Genomic DNA, 16,233 nt, shown 5'->3' on the forward strand with positions numbered 1-16,233 from the left:
GTCCGCTCGCTCATCGTCCGTTGTCGGAGAGCGCCTTCTCGAAGAACGCGCGCCCCTCCTCGCCGCCGGTGGCAAGGAACTCCTTGCGGACCGCTTCCAGGTCGCTGACCGGCCGTCGGCCACGCACGATGTCCCGGATCTTGTCGTCGGTCGGCTGGAGGATCTTCGACCAGTTGGCGGGCAGTTCGAGCTTGATTCCGGCGAACAGGTCCTTCTCCATCAGGGCGATGTTCTTCTGGTAGTACCCGAGGTAGTCCTGCACGTAGTTCGGGGTGTCGGCGCTGCGCACCTTCACCGGGACCCGGCCGCCGATGTGGGTGTACTGGGCGCCCATCTCCTTGCGGCCGAGTTCGGTGGACGCCGGGCTGCCGTCGGCGCCCCGGGTGAAGTGCTGTCCCTCCACGCCGTACTCGCGCAGTTCGAACTCGCGGCTGCCGAACGGGGCGGCGCACCAGTTGAGCACCCGCAGCAGTTCGTCGACGCGCTCCTTGCCGAGGCCCTTCTTGACGAAGGTGAAGAAGACCGGCTTCTCGCTGCCCCAGATCAGCGGCTGGTTGCCGCCGACGCCGAAGAGCGGGAGCGGCTGCATGTCGAAGCTGGGCAACACCTTGGTCTGCTCGCTCTGCATGCCCTGCCAGGCGCCGAGCCCGTCCTGGTACATCAGGATCTTGCCGGCCTTGAACAGTTGCTTCTCGTCGGCGCCCTTGCTGGCCACCGTGTCGGGGTGGACCAGCCCCTCCTTGAACAGCTTGGCGGTGAACTCCAGGGCAGCAGCGTACGCCGGGTTCTCGAACTTGTGCTCCAGTCCGCCGTCGGGCCGCTTGCGCCAGGTCTGCTGGCAGCCGAAGAACTGCACCACCATCTCGAAGACGCTGCCGAAGGCCCAGACCCCCTTGGCCGGGTCCGTGGCCTTCTTGCCGAGCTCGTACAGCTCGTCGGGGCTGGTCGGCGCGGCCAGGCCGGCCCGGTCGAAGAGGTCCTTGCGGTGGAACAGCGCATAGGCGAAGGGGCCGTCGGTGGGGAACGGCACCGCGTACAGCCGGCCGCCCCAGACCGAGTACTCCCAGGCGCCGGTGGGCAGCGCGGCCAGGTACGGGTAGGTCGCGGCGGCGTCGCCCTTGAGGTGGTCGGTGAGGTCCTCGAAGAGCGCCTTGACCGCGTCGGAGAACCGGGCGATCTTGTCGACCTCCCAGTTGGGCACGCTGAGGATGTCCGGCACGTCGCGGGCGCCGAGCATCGCGTTGAGCTTGTCGGCGTAGAGGTTGCCGTCCTGCAGGCTGGGGTTCACCTCGACGCCCAGCTTGGCGTTGACGGCGGCCAGGTACGAGTTGCGGCCCGCCGGTGGTGGAGTGGGACCCCACCACGGGCTCATCGTGCGGATCGGGCCGCCGCCCTTGCCGGGCTGTTCGGTGACCGCGTCGACCAACTGTGTGGGGTAGCTCAGGTAGCCCTGCGGGATGGGCCCTTCCCCGGGGATGTCCGGCTTGAGCAGCTCAGCCGGCTTGTACGCGGGCAGCACCGACCGGATGGCGTCGGCCTTGGTGGCGGTGCCCTTGCTGCCGGCCTCCTTGCTGCAGGCGGCCAGGGCGCCGCCGCCGAGGGTGGCGGTGGCGCCGAGGCCGATCAGCCGCAGCAGGGTCCGGCGGTCGGTGGATGCGCCCGGCAGGGACGGCGTCACGGCGCGCTCCCTTCGTCGTGGTGGTTTGCCGAGGACCTGGAACCGGATAGGATTAGTTGGGGTTCTAGCCGAACAAACTAATCGACGATGATCCCGCCACACAAGACAGCCGCGGCGTCACCCTCCGGGTGGTCGATCCGGGCCGACCACGGAGGTAGGCGATGATGAGGGCCGCACCACCGGGACCGGCAGCGTCGGCGCAGGAAGCGGGCAGCTTGTGATCAGCATCCACCCCCCACCCCAGCCCACCGACCTCAGCGACGTCCGGGTGGCCAACCGGGCCGTGGTCCTGCGGCACGTCCGGCTGCACGCACCCTGCTCGCGGGCCGACATCGCCGCGCACACCGGACTCAACAAGGCCACCGTCTCCAGCCTGGTCACCGAACTCATCGAACGGCGGCTGCTGCGCGAGACCGGGCTCACCGAGAACCGGGTCGGACGGCCCGCCACCATGCTCGTCCTCGACGGCGAGCCGTACGCCGGGCTCGGGCTCCAGATCGGCGACGACGAACTCGTGGTGGTCGCCGCCGACCTGGGCGGCAACCGGCTGCTCACCTGGCGGCGTGCCTTCCCCGCGCCGACCGTCGCACCCGAGGAGACCGTGCACGCGCTCGCCGCGCTGACCCGCCGGGCGGTCACCCGGGTCACCGGGCAGGGCCGCGGCGTGCTCGGCCTCACCGTGGGCGTTCCCGGGCTGGTCGGCACCGACGGCCTGGTCCCACTGGCCCCGGCGTTGGGCTGGCGGGACGTGCCGCTCGCCGCCGAACTGCGCCGCGCACTGCGGGAACCGGGCTTCCCCGTCGGCGTCGACACCGACGCCAACCTGGCCGTCCTGGCCGAGCAGCGCCACGGCGCGTACGCCGGGACGGCCGACCTGGTGCACCTGACCGGCGGGACCGCGCTCGGCGCGGGGACGGTCAGCGGCGGCCGGCTGCTGCGCGGCGGCCGCGGCTTCGCCGGCGAGATCGGCCACGTGCCGCTGGACCCGGCCGGACCGGTCTGCGCCTGCGGCCGGCGCGGCTGCCTGGCGGCACTGACCGGGGTGGACGCCGTGATCCGCCGGGTCCTGCCCGACGCCGAGCGGGACGGTCCGGTCACCGACTACCTGCCGGAGGTCGACCGGATCCTGACCCTCGCCCACGCCGGCGACGACACCGTCCTGACCGGACTCGCCGAGGTCGGGCGGTGGCTCGGTCACGGAGTGTCCATCCTGGCCAACCTGATCGACCCGCAGGTGGTCGTGGTCGGCGGCCACCTCGCGGCCCTGGCCCCCTGGCTGCTGCCGGCGGCCCGGGCGGAGCTGTCCGCCCGCACTCTCGCCCCCGACGCGTGCCGGCTGGAGGCCAGCACCCTCGGCTCCGCGGCGACCGCGCTCGGCGGCGCCACCGCCGCGCTGGCCACCGTGGAGGCCGGCCGGCTACCGGTCGGCTGAGCGCGCGCCCGGCCCGGACCCGTACCGGGCCTTGACCGGATCGGTGCCCTGGTGCCAACCTCGGTACCGCCACCCCGTACCAGGGCAGCCGGGGCGGCATGTCTTTCCGCGGTCGTCGAAGCGCTTCACCAGCGTCCGGGCCGACCACCGCGCTCCCATCCGCATGTTCGCGCTCCGCCGCTCGTCACGACGGCCGTCGAAGCGCTTCGACACACCGCCGGTCGCCCCGACGCCCACGGAAGGCACCCGACATGACCGACCTCATTCCCCACCGCCTCGACGACCTGCTGGCCCGGCTCACCCTGCCGGAGAAACTCGGTCTGCTGCACCAGTGGCAGGCGCCGGTGCCCCGACTCGGCCTGCCGGCGTTCCGCACCGGCACCGAAGCGCTGCACGGCGTGGCCTGGCTCGGGCCGGCGACCGTCTTCCCCCAGGCGGTCGGGCTGGCCGCCACCTGGAACCCCGACCTGATCCGGGCCGTGGGCGCCGCCGTCGGCGACGAGGTCCGCGCCAAGCACCAGGCCGACCCCGCGCGGGTCGGCCTCAACGTGTGGGCGCCGGTGGTGAACCCGCTGCGCGACCCGCGCTGGGGGCGCAACGAGGAGGGCTGGTCCGAGGACCCGTGGCTGACCGGGCGGCTGGCCACCGCGTACGCCCGCGGACTGCGCGGCGACCACCCGACCCGGTTGCGCACCGCGCCGACGCTCAAGCACTTCCTGGGCTACAACAACGAGACCGACCGGGCCACCACCTCCAGCGACCTGCCGCCGCGCGTGCTGCACGAGTACGAGCTGCCGGCCTTCCGGGCGCCCATCGAGGCCGGCGCAGCGGTGGCGGTGATGGCCTCGTACAACCGGGTCAACGGGGTGCCGGCACACGTCAGCCCGCTCATCGCGGGCGAACTGCGCGGGCCGGCCGACGAGGAGATCATGGTCGTCGGCGACGCCGGGGCGATCGGCAACCTCGCCGGCGTGCAGGGTCACCTGCCCGACCACGTCGAAGGCTTCGCCGCCGCGCTGCGCGCCGGCATCGACAGCTTCACCGAGGACGACGAGAACAGCGGCCCGACCGTCGACCGGCTGACCGAGGCGCTGCGCCGCGGGCTGCTCGCCGAGTCCGACGTGGACCGGGCGGTACGCCGCATCCTCGGCGTCCGGCTGCGCCTCGGTGACCTGGACCCGCCGGACGAGGACCCGTACGCCGACGTGCCACCCGACCTGGTCGACTGCCCCGCGCACCGGCGACTGGCCCGCGAGGCGGCTCGCGAGGCGGTCGTGCTGCTGCGCAACGACGGGCTGCTTCCCCTCTCCTCCGCCACCGCGCCCCGGGTGGCCGTGCTCGGCCCGCTCGCCGACACCGTCCACCTCGACTGGTACAGCGGCACCCTGCCGTACGCGGTCACCGCGTACGCCGGGCTGGCCGGGCGGTTGCCCGAGGTGACCACCCACCCGGGCACGGACCGGATCGTGCTGCGCCTCGGCGACCGGTACGTCCACTGCCCCGACACCCCGGACGGCGGCCCGTTGACCCTCGGCGCCGAGCCCACCGGGTTCGACGTCTTCGACTGGGGCCGGAACGTGGTGGCGTTGCGCGCGGTCGGCAACGGCCGGCACGTCGGTGCCGACGACAGCGGCACGCTGGTCAACGACCGGCCCGGCCCGGCCGGCTGGGTGGTCCGGGAGACGTTCCGGTTCGACCACCGCCCCGACGGCACCGCCCGGCTGCACCACCTCGCCACCGGCGGATACGTCACCGTCGAGGCCGACGGCCGGTTGTCGGTCGGCGCGGACCCGGCCCGCGCCGCCGGATTCACCGTGGACCTGCTCGCCGACGGGGCGGCCGAGGCCGCCGCGCTGGCCGCCGCCGCGGACGTGGCGGTGGTGACGCTGGGCAACCATCCGATGGTCAACGGACGCGAGACCGAGGACCGGGTCGACCTGGCCCTGCCGGCCGGGCAGGAGGCGCTGCTGCGCGCTGTGCACGCCGCCAACCCGCGGACCGTGCTGGTGGTGACCAGCAGCTACCCGTACGCGGTCGGCTGGGCGCAGCGGCACCTGCCGGCGGTGCTGTGGACCACGCACGGCGGTCAGGAACACGGTGCGGCCCTCGCCGACGTGCTGCTCGGCGACGCCGATCCGGCCGGTCGGCTCACCCAGACCTGGTACGCCGACGTCGCCGAACTGCCGGACCTGCTCGACTACGACATCATCGGCGCGGACGCCACCTACCTGTACCACCGCGGCGAGCCGCTGTACCCGTTCGGGCACGGGCTCAGCTACACCCGCTTCGACTACGCCGACCTGCGGTTGAGCATGGCCGAGGCGACCGCCGGCGAGGAGGTCGAGGTGAGCGTCTCGGTGACCAACACCGGCGAGCGCCCCGGCACCGAGGTGGTGCAGCTCTACACCCGGCAGCGGCGTTCCCGGGTCAAGCAGCCGCTGCGGCAGCTGCGCGACTTCGCCCGGGTCACCCTGACGCCCGGTCAGTGCGCAACGGTCACGCTGCGGCTGCGTACCGCCGAACTGGCGTGGTGGGACGAGTCCCGGGGTGCCCTGGTGGTGGAGGAGGCCACCCACACCGTCCAGGTCGGGCGCTCCGCCCGGGACATCCGGCTGCTCGGCGCGCTCACCGTCACCGGCGCGGCCGGGGCGGCCCTGCCTGCCACGGACCGGTGCGGGGTGGGCCGGTGACCCGCGCGCCCGGCCGGCGGCGCAGCCCGGGCGGCCAGGTCACCATCGCCGACGTCGCCCGGCACGCCGGGGTCGCCGCCAGCACCGTCTCGTACGTCCTCAGCGGCAAGCGGGTGATCTCCGCGGTGACCCGCGACCGGGTCCTGGCCAGCGTCCGCGCCCTCGGCTACCACCCGAACGCCGGGGCCCGTGCCCTGGCCAGCCGCCGGGCGAACGTGATCGCGCTGGTGCTGCCGCTGCGCACCGGGATGCAGGTGCCGGTGGTGATGCAGTTCGCGACCGCCGTGGTCACCACCGCCCGCCGGTTCGACCACGACGTGCTGCTGGTCACCTCCGACGAGGGACCGGCCGGGCTGCGCCGGATAACCGGCAGCGCGATGGTCGACGGCGTACTGCTGATGGACGTGGAACTGGAGGACTCCCGGGTGCCGTTGTTGCGGGAGCTTGCCCTGCCCAGCGTGCTGATCGGCCACCCCACCGACACCACCGGACTGGCCTGCGTCGACCTCGACTTCCATCGGGCCGGTGAGGTGTGCGTCGAGCACCTGGCCGGGCTGGGGCACCGGCGGGTGGCGCTGCTCGGCGCCCCGGCGGCCGTCTACGGGCGGGGCACCGGCTTCGCGCACCGGACCCGGGCCGGAGTGGTCGCGGCCGCCGCGCGACTCGGCGTCGACGCGGTGGCTCTGCCGTGCGAGGAGGGCCCCGCCGCGGTCCGCCGTGACCTGGGGGCCCTGTTGGACCGCCATCCCGACGTCTCCGCGCTGGTGGTGCAGAACGAGTCGGCGGTCGGCCCGGTGCTGACCGCGTTGCCCGCCCTGGGCCGGCGGGTGCCGCGGGACGTCTCCGTGGTGGCCATCTGCCCCGACCAGTTTGCCGAGCAGGCCGGCCTCACCTCGGTGCCGGTCCCCGCCGAGGAGGTCGGCCGGCAGGCGGTGGCGCTGCTGATGCGCCGGCTGCGGGACGACTCGGTGCCGGAGGTGACGCTGCTCGTCCCGCGGCTGACCGTGCGGGACAGCACCGCCGCCCCGGCCAGGACCGGCCGGTGACCGCCGCGACGGTCTGTTCCCGGCGAGGGGTCAGAGGTTGTCGGGCTGGGTGAGGGCCGGGTGGCGCTCGCCCGGGGCGGCGTACCAGGCGGCCCGGTCGTCGCGCAGCGCGGTGGAGATCCGCAGCCGGGACCAGTCGTCCAGCTCGGGCAGGTCGTCCGGGCCGAACCAGTCGACGGCGAGGGACTCGTCGCCGTCGGCGGTGGGCGTGCCGCCGACGGCCCGGCAGTGGAACCAGACGTTGAGGTACTCGCAGGCGTCGCCGTTGGGGTAGACGACCCGGTGGGTGGCGACCCCGCCGATCCGGTCGATCTCCACCGTGACGCCGGTCTCCTCGTACACCTCGCGCAGCAGCGCGTCGGCCGGCTGCTCGCCTGGGTCGATCATGCCGGCCGGGATGGCCCAGCGGCCGTTGTCGCTCCGGCGGGCCAGCAGCAGCCGCCCCGCGTCGTCGGTCACCACGCCGCTCACGCCGTAGAGCATGAGCAGGTCGGGTCCGATATGCCGGCGTATCCGGGCGACGTAGGGCGACAGCGGCATGCCGGCACCCTACCGGCCGGGCTCCCGGTGCCGACGTACCATGCCGGCGGCCAGCGACGCGTCGTCCAGGTCGCCGCCGACGGCACGGCGCACCAGGCCCTCGCCGTGCTGCCGCGGCGCCGCTACGCCGTGGCTCACGCCGACCCGGAGTCGGGCCACTAGACTTCGCCCCCGATGGACGCCCACCCCGCCCCCGAGACCCGCCCCTGCGCCCACTGTGGACGGGAGGTGGCGCAGCGCGTCGGCGCCGGCCGGCCCTTCCGCTACTGCCGGGACAACGATGGGGCCTGCCAGCGGGCCTCCCGCAACTCGCGGATGCGGCACCGCAACGCCCCCGGCCTGCCCGGCCAGGTGGCCCGCGCGTGGGAGGCGGTGGACCGGCTCGACCAGATCGTCGAGACGCTCACCGAGGCGCTGCACGCCGAACTGTCCCCCGCCGGCGTGGAGCGGCAGCTCGCGCAGGTCCGCGCCGAGGTGGCCACGCAGGCCGCGACCGCGCACACCGAACGGGACGAGGCCCGCCGCGACGCCGAGGACGCCGCCGCGACCGCCGCGCGGGCCCGGCAGGAGGCGCAGGCGGCGCTGGCCGAGCGGGACGCGGCCCGGGAACGCACCGGACGGGCCGAGGCCGAGGCCGCCCACGCCGCCGAACGGGCCGAGCGCGCCGAGGCGGCCCGGGACGAGGCACGCGGGGAGGCCAGCGCCGCGCAGGCGTTGCGGGTACAGGCCGAGCGGGACCGCGACGCCGCTCGCCAGGAGTTGCGTACCGTGCGCGCGGAAATCGACGCCGAGCGGCGGCGGGCGGCCGACCTGACCGCCGAGCGGGACGCCGCCCGCGGCGACGCGGCGCGGGCCGCCCAGTCGGCCGGCGAGGCGGTGGAGCGGGCCGAGCGGCTGCGGGCCGAGGCCGACCGGGCGCGGACCGAAGCCGAGGCGGCCCACACGCAGGCCCAACAGGCCCGCGTGGAGAGCGAGGCCGCCCAGGCGCGCACCGAGCGGGCCCGGGCGGAGGCCGCCGCCGCGCGGCGGGCCGGGCAGGAGGCGCGGGCCGCCGCCGAGCGGGCCGAGACGGCCCGGGCGGAGGCCGCCGCGGCGACCGCGGCGGCTCGGGACGAACTGGCGGCCCGGGCCGGCGAGCGGGACGCCGTCGCCGCCGACCTGGCGGCCGCGCGGGAGGCCGGCGGGGCCGCCGAGGCCCGGCTGGCCGAGCTGACCGCGCGGCTGGCCGCCGCCGAGGCCGACCGCGACGCGGCCCAGCGCCGCGCGGGGCAGCTCGCCGACCAGGTCAGCGACCTGGCCAGCGCACTGGCCCGGCTCGGCTCCCGCGGCACCTGACCGTCCCCGGGCCGCCCGACGCGGCCATGGGGGCTGGAAACCAACCGGAGCCGGCGGCGATGATGCAAGGTGTGGGAAAAACGTACCAGCGCATCGACGGTCGGCTCCGGGCGTTCATCGAGGCGCAGCCGATGTTCTTCACCGCCACCGCGCCACTCTCCGGCGACGGCACGGTCAACCTCTCCCCCAAGGGCCTGCGCGGCTCCTTCGCGGTGCTCGACGAGCACACGATCGCCTACCTCGACTTCGCCGGCAGCAACGCCGAGACCATCGCCCACCTGCGGGAGAACAGCCGCATCACGCTGATGTGGTGCGCGTTCTCCGGCCCGCCGAGCATCGTGCGGGTACACGGGCACGGCGAGCCGGTGTTCCGCGACGATCCCCGGTGGGCGGAGCTGCGGCGCCACTTCCCCGACATCGACGCCACCCGGCACGGGCTGCGGGCGATCATCGTGGTCCGCGCCGGGCTGATCCGTGACACCTGCGGGTACGGCGTGCCGCTGATGACCTACGACGCCGACCGTGACCTGCACGGCAGGCGGTTCGCCCGGGAGGACGACGCCTCGCTCAGCGCGTACTTCGCCGGCAAGGAACACGTGGCGACCAGCATCGACGGGCTGCCCGGCCTGCCGCTGCCGCTGCCGCCCAACCCGGCGACGTGACCCCGGCGCCGGTCAGTGGATGCCGGCCATCAGCGCCCGGATGTGTCGGGCGAACATCACCGCGCTCAGCCCCAGCACCACCGACGCCAACCCGAAGGTGAGGAAGTAGGTCGCCTCCGACCAGGTCCCGGCCAGCCGGGCCACCTGGCCGCCGATCGCGTCCCCGACGGCGGTGGCGAGGAACCACAGGCCCATCATCTGGCTGGCGTACTTGACCGGGGCCAGCTTCGTGGTGGCCGACAGGCCCACCGGGCTCAGCGACAGCTCGCCGGCGACCTGGATGGCGTACACCGCGACCAGCCACCACGGCGAGACCAGCCCGCCGCCGACGGCGGCCTGCGCGGCGGCGGCCATCAGCACGAACGACAGGCCGTTGAGGACCAGGCCGACGGCGAACTTCATCGGTGTGGACACCCGGTGACCGAGTTTCAGCCACACCACGGCGGCCAGCGGCGCCCCGACGATGATCAGGATCGGGTTGACCGACTGCAGCCAGGACGCCGGGAAGGTGAAGCCGAACACGGCCCGGTCGGTCTTGTCGGCGGCGAAGATGTTCAACACCGACCCGGCCTGGTCGTAGATCAGCCAGAACGCGGCGGCGAACACGAACAACCACAGGTACGCCTTCATCCGGCTGCGCTCGGTGGTGCTGATCTCCCGATCGGTGAGGATCCGGGCGAAGTACCCGACGGCGACCAGGACGGTGACCACGGTGAGCAGGTTGACCACCGTGTTGACGGTGAACAGCCCGGTCAGGGCGAGCGCGGCGAGGACCGCCAACGCCACCACGACGGCCACGCCGATGCGGGTCAGCGCCCGCCGCCGGTCCGCCCCGAGCAGCGGGTCGACGGGCCGCGCGCCGGCCTCGCCCAGGTTGCGCCGGCCGAGGACGTACTGGATCACACCGAAGGTCATGCCGATCGCGGCGGCGCCGAACCCCAGATGCCAGTTGATCTTTTCGCCGAGGAAGCCGGTGACCAGCGGGGCGATGAACCCGCCCAGGTTGATGCCCATGTAGAAGATCGAGAAGCCGGCGTCGCGGCGCGGGGAGTCCCGGTCGTACAGGTCACCGACCATGGTGGAGATGTTGGGTTTGAGCAGCCCGGTGCCGACCACGATCAGGGCCATGCCGGCGAACACGCTCCACCGCGCCGGCACCGCCATCACGTAGTGGCCGGCGGCGATGACCACACCGCCCCACAGCACGCTGCGCCGGGCGCCGAGCAGCCGGTCGGCGACCCATCCGCCGGGCAACGCCATCAGGTACACCATCGCGTTGTAGGTGCCGTAGACGGCGTTGGCGGTCGACTGCCCGATGGCCAACCCGTCGTCGGCGACCGCCGCGGTCAGATAGAGGACCAGGATGGCCCGCATGCCGTAGAAGCTGAACCGCTCCCACATCTCGGTGAGAAACAGGGTCGACAACGCCCGCGGATGACCGAAGAAGGTCCTCCCGCCAGCTGATCGGCCCCTGACCGGCATGTCACTGGTCATCGTCACCTCCGGCACGCCGTGGGCGGTTAACATCCCCAGTGACAGCCGAAACACTCCACCCACTCGACCCGGCCGGGGAAGACCCCGCCGGGCGGCTGGCATGGCCCGCTACCCTTGCAGGGTTCCGACCCGCGCGGATCCTGCCGGCATGGGCGGGAATGGCCCGGCGGGGACGGACCGTTACACCGAGAAGACCAGCACCACCAACGAGGGGAAGTCGATCATGGGCGAGCGCATGCTGCGCGGAAGCCGCCTGGGCGCGGTCAGCTACGAATCCGACCGCAACACGGAGCTCGCGCCGCGCCAGACCCGCGAGTACCTCTGCGCCAAGGGACACCAGTTCGAGGTGCCGTTCGCCGTCGACGCCGAGGTCCCGACGACCTGGGAGTGCAAGTTCGACGGCAGCGTCGCCCGGCTGGTCGACGGCAACGAGCCGGAGCAGAAGAAGGCCAAGCCGCCGCGTACCCACTGGGACATGCTGCTGGAGCGGCGCTCCATCGCCGAGCTGGAGGACATCCTCGCCGAGCGGCTCCAGGAGGTCCGCACCCGCCGCGGCCGCGCCTGAACACACCAAAAACGACCGAAGCGCCCCCGGGATCACCCCGGGGGCGCTTCGTCACGTTTCAGGGCCGCCGCGGTTCGACGATCTCGCCCTCGATGGCCTGGCCCGGCTCCCCGGCCGGCTGCGGAGCCGCTGGTGGCGGTGACGGCTGCTGCGGCGTCCCCCGGTACACCCTGACCTGGCGGGGCCCGAACAGGTCACCGGCGACCATCGACGACACCCGCCGCTCGGTGGCACGTTGCGCGCCGGCGCGGGCCAGCCGCCGCACGGGCGGCACCAGCAACAGCAGCCCCACCACGCCGGTGACCAGGCCGGGCAACGCCAGCAGCAGCGCACCCGCCAGCCCGACCAGGCCGTCGGTGACCTGCCGCCCCGGCGGCTGCCCGGACGCCGCGGCGGCGCGGAAGCCCCGCCACGCCCGCATCCCCTCGCGGCGCAGCAGCGCCAGGCCGAGCAGGGACGCCGCGAACACCAGCAGCAGGGCGACGCCGAATCCGACGCCCCGACCCACCAGGACGAAAACGGTCAGCTCCAGCACCGCGAGCAGCAGCAGAGCCGGCGGTACGTACCTCATTCCTCGGCGCATCTCACCTCATCAGCCACGGGCGTCATCACGCTCCTCCAGCATGACACGCCGGAGCTCACGGCCACCGGGCCAACTCGTCGGGCCGGCCCCGCCGGGCCGCCGCACGCCGGTCCCGCAGCCCCCAACTGGTGATCCGCCACAGCGCCTCGGCCACGATCAGCGGGCTCATCTTGCTGTCGCCGTGCTCCCGCTCGGCAAAGGTGATCGGCACCTCCACGATCCGCACCCCGGCCCGGTGCGCCAGCCGGGACAGCTCCACCTGGAACGCGTACCCCTGCGAGCGCACCGAGTCCAGATCGATGGCGTCCAACGCGGTCGACCGGTACACCCGGTAGCCGCCGGTGGCGTCGGAGACCGGCATGCCCAGCGCCAGCCGCGCGTACAGGTTGCCGCAGCGCGACAGCAGCAGCCGCCGCAGCGGCCAGTTCAGCACCCGCGCCCCGCTGGTCCACCGGGACCCGATCACCACGTCGGCGTCACGGGCGGCGGCCAGCAACGCCGGCAGGTCCTGCGGGGCGTGCGAGCCGTCGGCGTCCATCTCCACCACGGCGTCGTAGCCACGGTCCCGGGCCCACGCGAAACCGGCCAGGTAGGCCGCACCGAGGCCTTCCTTGCCCTTGCGGTGCAGCACGTGCACGCGCGGGTCGGTACGGGCCAGCGCGTCGGCGATCGCGCCGGTGCCGTCGGGGCTGTTGTCGTCGGCGACCAGGATGTCCACCGCCGGCGCGGCCTCGCGGACCCCCGCGACGGTCCGGCGGACGTTGTCGGCCTCGTTGTAGGTGGGGATCACCACGAGCACCCGTCCCACCCCGGGATGCCCGGATGTCCGCCGCTCGGCTGCCACGCGCACCGTCGTACCGCCCTCCCGCCGGCGTACCGGCGCTCGTCCTACCCGGGCGTACCTCCCCGGCGGCGACGCAGCACCGCCGCGCCGGCCAGGGCCGCGACGGCGAGCGCCGCGAGGGCCGCCTCCGGCCACACCCCCAACCGGGTGGCCGGGGTACGCCCGTCCCCGAGCTGCATCTGCCGGACCACTACCGCCGCGGTGTTGAACCCGGTGGCCCCGTCTACCCGCCCGTCGGGGGTAACGAACCCGGACACCCCGACCGTGGACGCCATCAGCGCCGCCCGGCCATGCTCGACGGCCCGCAGCCGCACCATGGCCAGCTGCTGACGGGCCTCCGCCACGTCGAAGGTGGCGTTGTTGGTCTGCACCACCAGCAGCTCCCCGCCGCCGGTGACGGTGTCCCGGACGAGGCCGTCGTAGGCGACCTCGAAGCAGATCACGTCGCCGACCGTGACCGCCCCGGCGTCGATCACCCCGGGCGCGGTGCCCGACACGAAGTCGGCGCGGACCCGGTCGACCTCGGCGCTGACCATCCGGGCGATCTTGCGCAGCGGCACGTACTCGGCGAACGGCACCGGGTGCCGCTTGACGTACATCTGGTCGAGGTCGACGCCGCTGCCGGGCCGCCACAGCAGGCCGGCGTTACGGACCTGCCCGGAGTCGGGGCCGAGCAGCACCGCGCCGACCAGGATCGGCGCGCCGATCGCCTCGACGGCCTGGGAGATCCGGTACCCGGCCTCCGGGTTGCGCAGCGGGTCGATGTCGCTGGAGTTCTCCGGCCACACCACCAGGTCGGGGCGGCGCTGCGCGTCGGCGGTGACCTGCTCGGCCAGTTTCAGGGTGGCGTCGACGTGGTTGTCGAGCACCGCCTCCCGTTGGGCGTTGAAGTCCAGCCCGAGGCGGGGCACGTTGCCCTGCACGATGGCGACGGTGACGGTGTCCCCGCCGCCGCGTACGCCCGCCGGAACGGCGCCCCCGGCGGCGAGCAGGGCGGCCAGCGCGGCCGCCAGCCCCGCCACCGGCCGCCAGTGCCCGGCGGGTCGACGCCAGTCCCGCCAGACGGCGGTGACCAGGATGCCGCCGGCCACCGCGACCGCGCAGGTGACCAGCGGGGCGCCGCCGAACGCGGCCAGCCGCAGCAGCGGGGAGGTGTCCTGGCTGAACGCCAGCCGACCCCACGGGAACCCACCGAACGGGGTCCGGTCGCGCAGCGCCTCCTGCCCCACCCACAGCACCCCGGTCACCAGCGGCCACGTCCACCGCCACCGGTCCACCAGCGGCGACACCCAGGCGGCGGCGGCGCCGAGCAGCGCGAGATACCCGGCCTGCAGCAGGGACAGCAGGATCCACGGCAGGACACCGGTGTGCAGGTTGGTCCACTCCAGCAGCGGCGCGAACAGCGTCACCCCGGTGAGGAAGCCCAGCCCGGCGCCGGCCCGTAGCCGCCGCCGGTGCGCCGCCGCGGCCAGCAGCGCCACCCCGACCGGGGCCAGCGGCCACCACCCGTACGGGGGGAACGCGCCCAGCAGCGCCAGCCCCGCCAGCACGGCCAGCGGCACGGCCACCCGCAGCGGCAACGGCCCCGCTTCCACCCCGTCGCGTGCCCCGTCGGTGGCACGCGCCTCTTCCTGGTCGAGCATCGTCACCGGCGCCTCATCACGATCACGCGCCGAAGGCTACCCGCCCGGGACGCCTGCCGGCCCGCGCCCCGGCTCACTCGGGCAGCGTAATCACCGGCAGGTCCCGTCACCGTGACGCGGCTGCCCGCCCGATGAACGGGACGACGTGTGTGCGGCACGCCAGCACGGTGGCGGCCAGGTCGCCGTGGCGGTGAACCCCCGCCCGGGCCGCCCCCCGCCGACGGCCAGCACCGCCGTCGGCGTTGCGGCCCACTCGCCTGCCGTGTTCTGCGGCTTTCCCGCTCGGCGGCAGGGCGGGCTGCCAGACTCGGCAGGGTGAGCGCTGACCGGTGGCGGAATCGGATCGTGCCCGCCGCGCCGGGGTCGCGCGTCACCCCCGTCGAACTCTTCTACGACCTGGTGTTCGTGCTCGCATTCCTCAGCGTCACCAGCCTGATCGCCGAGAACCTGAACGTGTTCGCGCTGCTGGCCGGGCTGGTGGTGCTGGCGTTGCTGTGGTGGTGCTGGGTCAGCTTCGTCGCCTTGGGCAACGTGGTGCGCGCCGACCAGGGGGTGGTGCCGCTGGTCGGCGCGGTGACGGTGGCCGCGCTGTTCGTGCTCACCTTGACCCTGCCGGAGGCGTTCACCGACCGTCCCGGCGGCCCGCACGGTCCGTTCGTCGTCGCCTTCTGCTATCTGGTCATCCGGGCGGTGCCGGTGCTGGTGCTGCTGACCCGAAGCGGCGAACCGCCCCGCCGGGCGGCGCTGCGGTTCGGCCTGCCGCGGCTGGCCAGCGTGGCGCTGCTCCTGGTCGCCGCGGCCGTACCCGACCCGCCCGGGGACCGGCAGCCGTGGCTGCGGCTGGCATTGTGGGCGGCCGCCGTGGGGATCGAGTTCACCGCCGGGGGCCGAGTCCGCAGCCTCGGCTTCACCGTCGTCTCCGCCGGCCACTGGGCGGAGCGATACTCGCTGATCCTGCTCATCGCCCTCGGCGAGTCCATCATCTCGCTGGGTCTCGGGCCGAGAACGATCCCCGGCCTGGCCGTCAGCTGGCCGGTGATCCTGGCGTCGGTGCTCGGCGTCGCCGTCATTGCGGCGCTGTGGTGGATGTACTTCGACACCCTGGCGCCCGGGCTGGAGCAGAAGCTGCACCGCACCCGCGACCCCGACCAACGGGCGGCCCTCGCCCGGGACCTCTACACCTACCTGCACCTGCCGCTGATCGCCGGGATCATCCTGTTCGCTCTCGGCCTCAAGAAGTACCTCAACGCCATCGCCGAGGCCGTCGGCGACCCGTGGCTGGTTCGCGCCCACGGACTGGACAACCGGGTGCTGTTCGCCGGAGTGGTCATCTACATGGTGGGCCTGCTGGCCCTGGGGGTGCGGGCCAGCCGCCGAGTCCGTCTGGCACCGACCGTGATCACGCTGGCACTGGCCATCGGGCTGCCCTTCGCCGGTCGGCTACCGGCCGTCGCCGGCCTGGCGGTGCTCGCCGTGGCCAGCGTCGCCCTCGTGCTGGCCGGACTGCGGGCCGGCGATCCGCTGCGCCGCCAGGTCCGGCAGACCGCGCTCAGGGAACATGTCGCCGCCGAGCAGGAACAGTCCGAGTGGCGTCGCCGCAACCTGTGAACGACCGGACCGGAGCCAGTCGGCAGGGGCAAACGAAAATCGGGGCGCGGCTCACGCCGCGCCCCGATGCTCCCAGGCCCTTCCCGGCCGGTGGGGCGGGAATGACCGACGCC

General features: G+C 74.1%; 14 protein-coding genes. 8 read left to right on the forward strand and 6 right to left on the reverse strand.

Annotated elements, in window-relative coordinates; all coding sequences use genetic code 11:
- Positions 1-10 precede the first annotated feature (10 nt).
- Positions 11-1,678 carry an extracellular solute-binding protein gene (locus ACIRG9_RS14995; protein ID WP_402855206.1) on the reverse strand — a complete coding sequence of 556 codons (1,668 nt, stop codon included), beginning with the start codon at positions 1,676-1,678 and terminating at the stop codon, positions 11-13.
- A gap of 217 nt (positions 1,679-1,895) precedes the next feature.
- On the opposite strand from ACIRG9_RS14995, the gene ACIRG9_RS15000 reads away from it, so the two are divergent.
- From ACIRG9_RS15000 to ACIRG9_RS15010, 3 genes are all read left to right on the forward strand, one after another.
- A complete protein-coding gene (locus ACIRG9_RS15000; RefSeq protein WP_402855209.1) occupies positions 1,896-3,110 on the forward strand; it encodes an ROK family protein in 1,215 nt (404 codons plus the stop codon).
- A 251-nt stretch (positions 3,111-3,361) separates the two neighbouring features.
- Positions 3,362-5,800 carry a beta-glucosidase gene (locus tag ACIRG9_RS15005; protein ID WP_402855211.1) on the forward strand — a complete coding sequence of 813 codons (2,439 nt, stop codon included), beginning with the start codon at positions 3,362-3,364 and terminating at the stop codon, positions 5,798-5,800.
- Entirely contained in the window at positions 5,797-6,846 is a 1,050-nt protein-coding gene (locus tag ACIRG9_RS15010; RefSeq protein ID WP_402855214.1) for a LacI family DNA-binding transcriptional regulator, read from the forward strand. Before ACIRG9_RS15005 ends, ACIRG9_RS15010 begins: the two co-directional genes overlap by 4 nt.
- A gap of 30 nt (positions 6,847-6,876) precedes the next feature.
- Here the strand turns inward: ACIRG9_RS15010 and ACIRG9_RS15015 are convergent, their stop codons facing one another.
- Positions 6,877-7,386, reverse strand: coding sequence for an NUDIX hydrolase (locus tag ACIRG9_RS15015; protein WP_402855217.1), 510 nt, complete (start codon positions 7,384-7,386; stop codon positions 6,877-6,879).
- A 27-nt stretch (positions 7,387-7,413) separates the two neighbouring features.
- On the opposite strand from ACIRG9_RS15015, the gene ACIRG9_RS15020 reads away from it, so the two are divergent.
- From ACIRG9_RS15020 to ACIRG9_RS15030, 3 genes are all read left to right on the forward strand, one after another.
- Positions 7,414-7,548, forward strand: a complete 135-nt coding sequence (locus ACIRG9_RS15020) for a hypothetical protein (RefSeq protein ID WP_402855220.1) — start codon at positions 7,414-7,416, stop codon at positions 7,546-7,548.
- A gap of 12 nt (positions 7,549-7,560) precedes the next feature.
- On the forward strand, positions 7,561-8,721 hold the full coding sequence (locus ACIRG9_RS15025) for a hypothetical protein (RefSeq protein ID WP_402855223.1): 1,161 nt from the start codon (positions 7,561-7,563) through the stop codon (positions 8,719-8,721).
- Positions 8,722-8,792: 71 nt separating this feature from the next.
- Complete coding sequence (locus ACIRG9_RS15030) at positions 8,793-9,383, forward strand: pyridoxamine 5'-phosphate oxidase family protein (RefSeq protein ID WP_402855226.1); 591 nt, start codon at positions 8,793-8,795, stop codon at positions 9,381-9,383.
- 12 nt (positions 9,384-9,395) lie between these two features.
- Here the strand turns inward: ACIRG9_RS15030 and ACIRG9_RS15035 are convergent, their stop codons facing one another.
- Complete coding sequence (locus tag ACIRG9_RS15035) at positions 9,396-10,877, reverse strand: peptide MFS transporter (RefSeq protein WP_402855229.1); 1,482 nt, start codon at positions 10,875-10,877, stop codon at positions 9,396-9,398.
- A gap of 223 nt (positions 10,878-11,100) precedes the next feature.
- Between ACIRG9_RS15035 and ACIRG9_RS15040 the strand changes: the two genes are divergently transcribed.
- Positions 11,101-11,442, forward strand: coding sequence for an RNA polymerase-binding protein RbpA (locus ACIRG9_RS15040; RefSeq protein WP_007460094.1), 342 nt, complete (start codon positions 11,101-11,103; stop codon positions 11,440-11,442).
- Positions 11,443-11,500: 58 nt separating this feature from the next.
- On the opposite strand, the gene ACIRG9_RS15045 is transcribed toward ACIRG9_RS15040, so the two are convergent.
- From ACIRG9_RS15045 to lnt, 3 genes are read right to left on the reverse strand one after another with little or no spacing between them, the layout of a single operon-like run.
- Positions 11,501-12,025 (reverse strand): FxsA family protein, encoded by a 525-nt coding sequence (locus ACIRG9_RS15045; protein WP_402855231.1) that lies wholly within the window; start codon positions 12,023-12,025, stop codon positions 11,501-11,503.
- Between the two features lie 55 nt (positions 12,026-12,080).
- Positions 12,081-12,875: a polyprenol monophosphomannose synthase gene (locus ACIRG9_RS15050; RefSeq protein WP_402855234.1), complete on the reverse strand. Its 795-nt coding sequence runs from the start codon at positions 12,873-12,875 to the stop codon at positions 12,081-12,083.
- Positions 12,876-12,913: 38 nt separating this feature from the next.
- A complete protein-coding gene (gene lnt / locus ACIRG9_RS15055; protein WP_402855237.1) occupies positions 12,914-14,518 on the reverse strand; it encodes an apolipoprotein N-acyltransferase in 1,605 nt (534 codons plus the stop codon).
- A 309-nt stretch (positions 14,519-14,827) separates the two neighbouring features.
- On the opposite strand from lnt, the gene ACIRG9_RS15060 reads away from it, so the two are divergent.
- On the forward strand, positions 14,828-16,120 hold the full coding sequence (locus ACIRG9_RS15060; protein ID WP_402855240.1) for a low temperature requirement protein A: 1,293 nt from the start codon (positions 14,828-14,830) through the stop codon (positions 16,118-16,120).
- Positions 16,121-16,233: the final 113 nt, after the last annotated feature.

Origin of the sequence: Micromonospora sp. NPDC093277 (assembly GCF_044765245.1) — a bacterium.
GTDB lineage: Bacteria > Actinomycetota > Actinomycetes > Mycobacteriales > Micromonosporaceae > Micromonospora.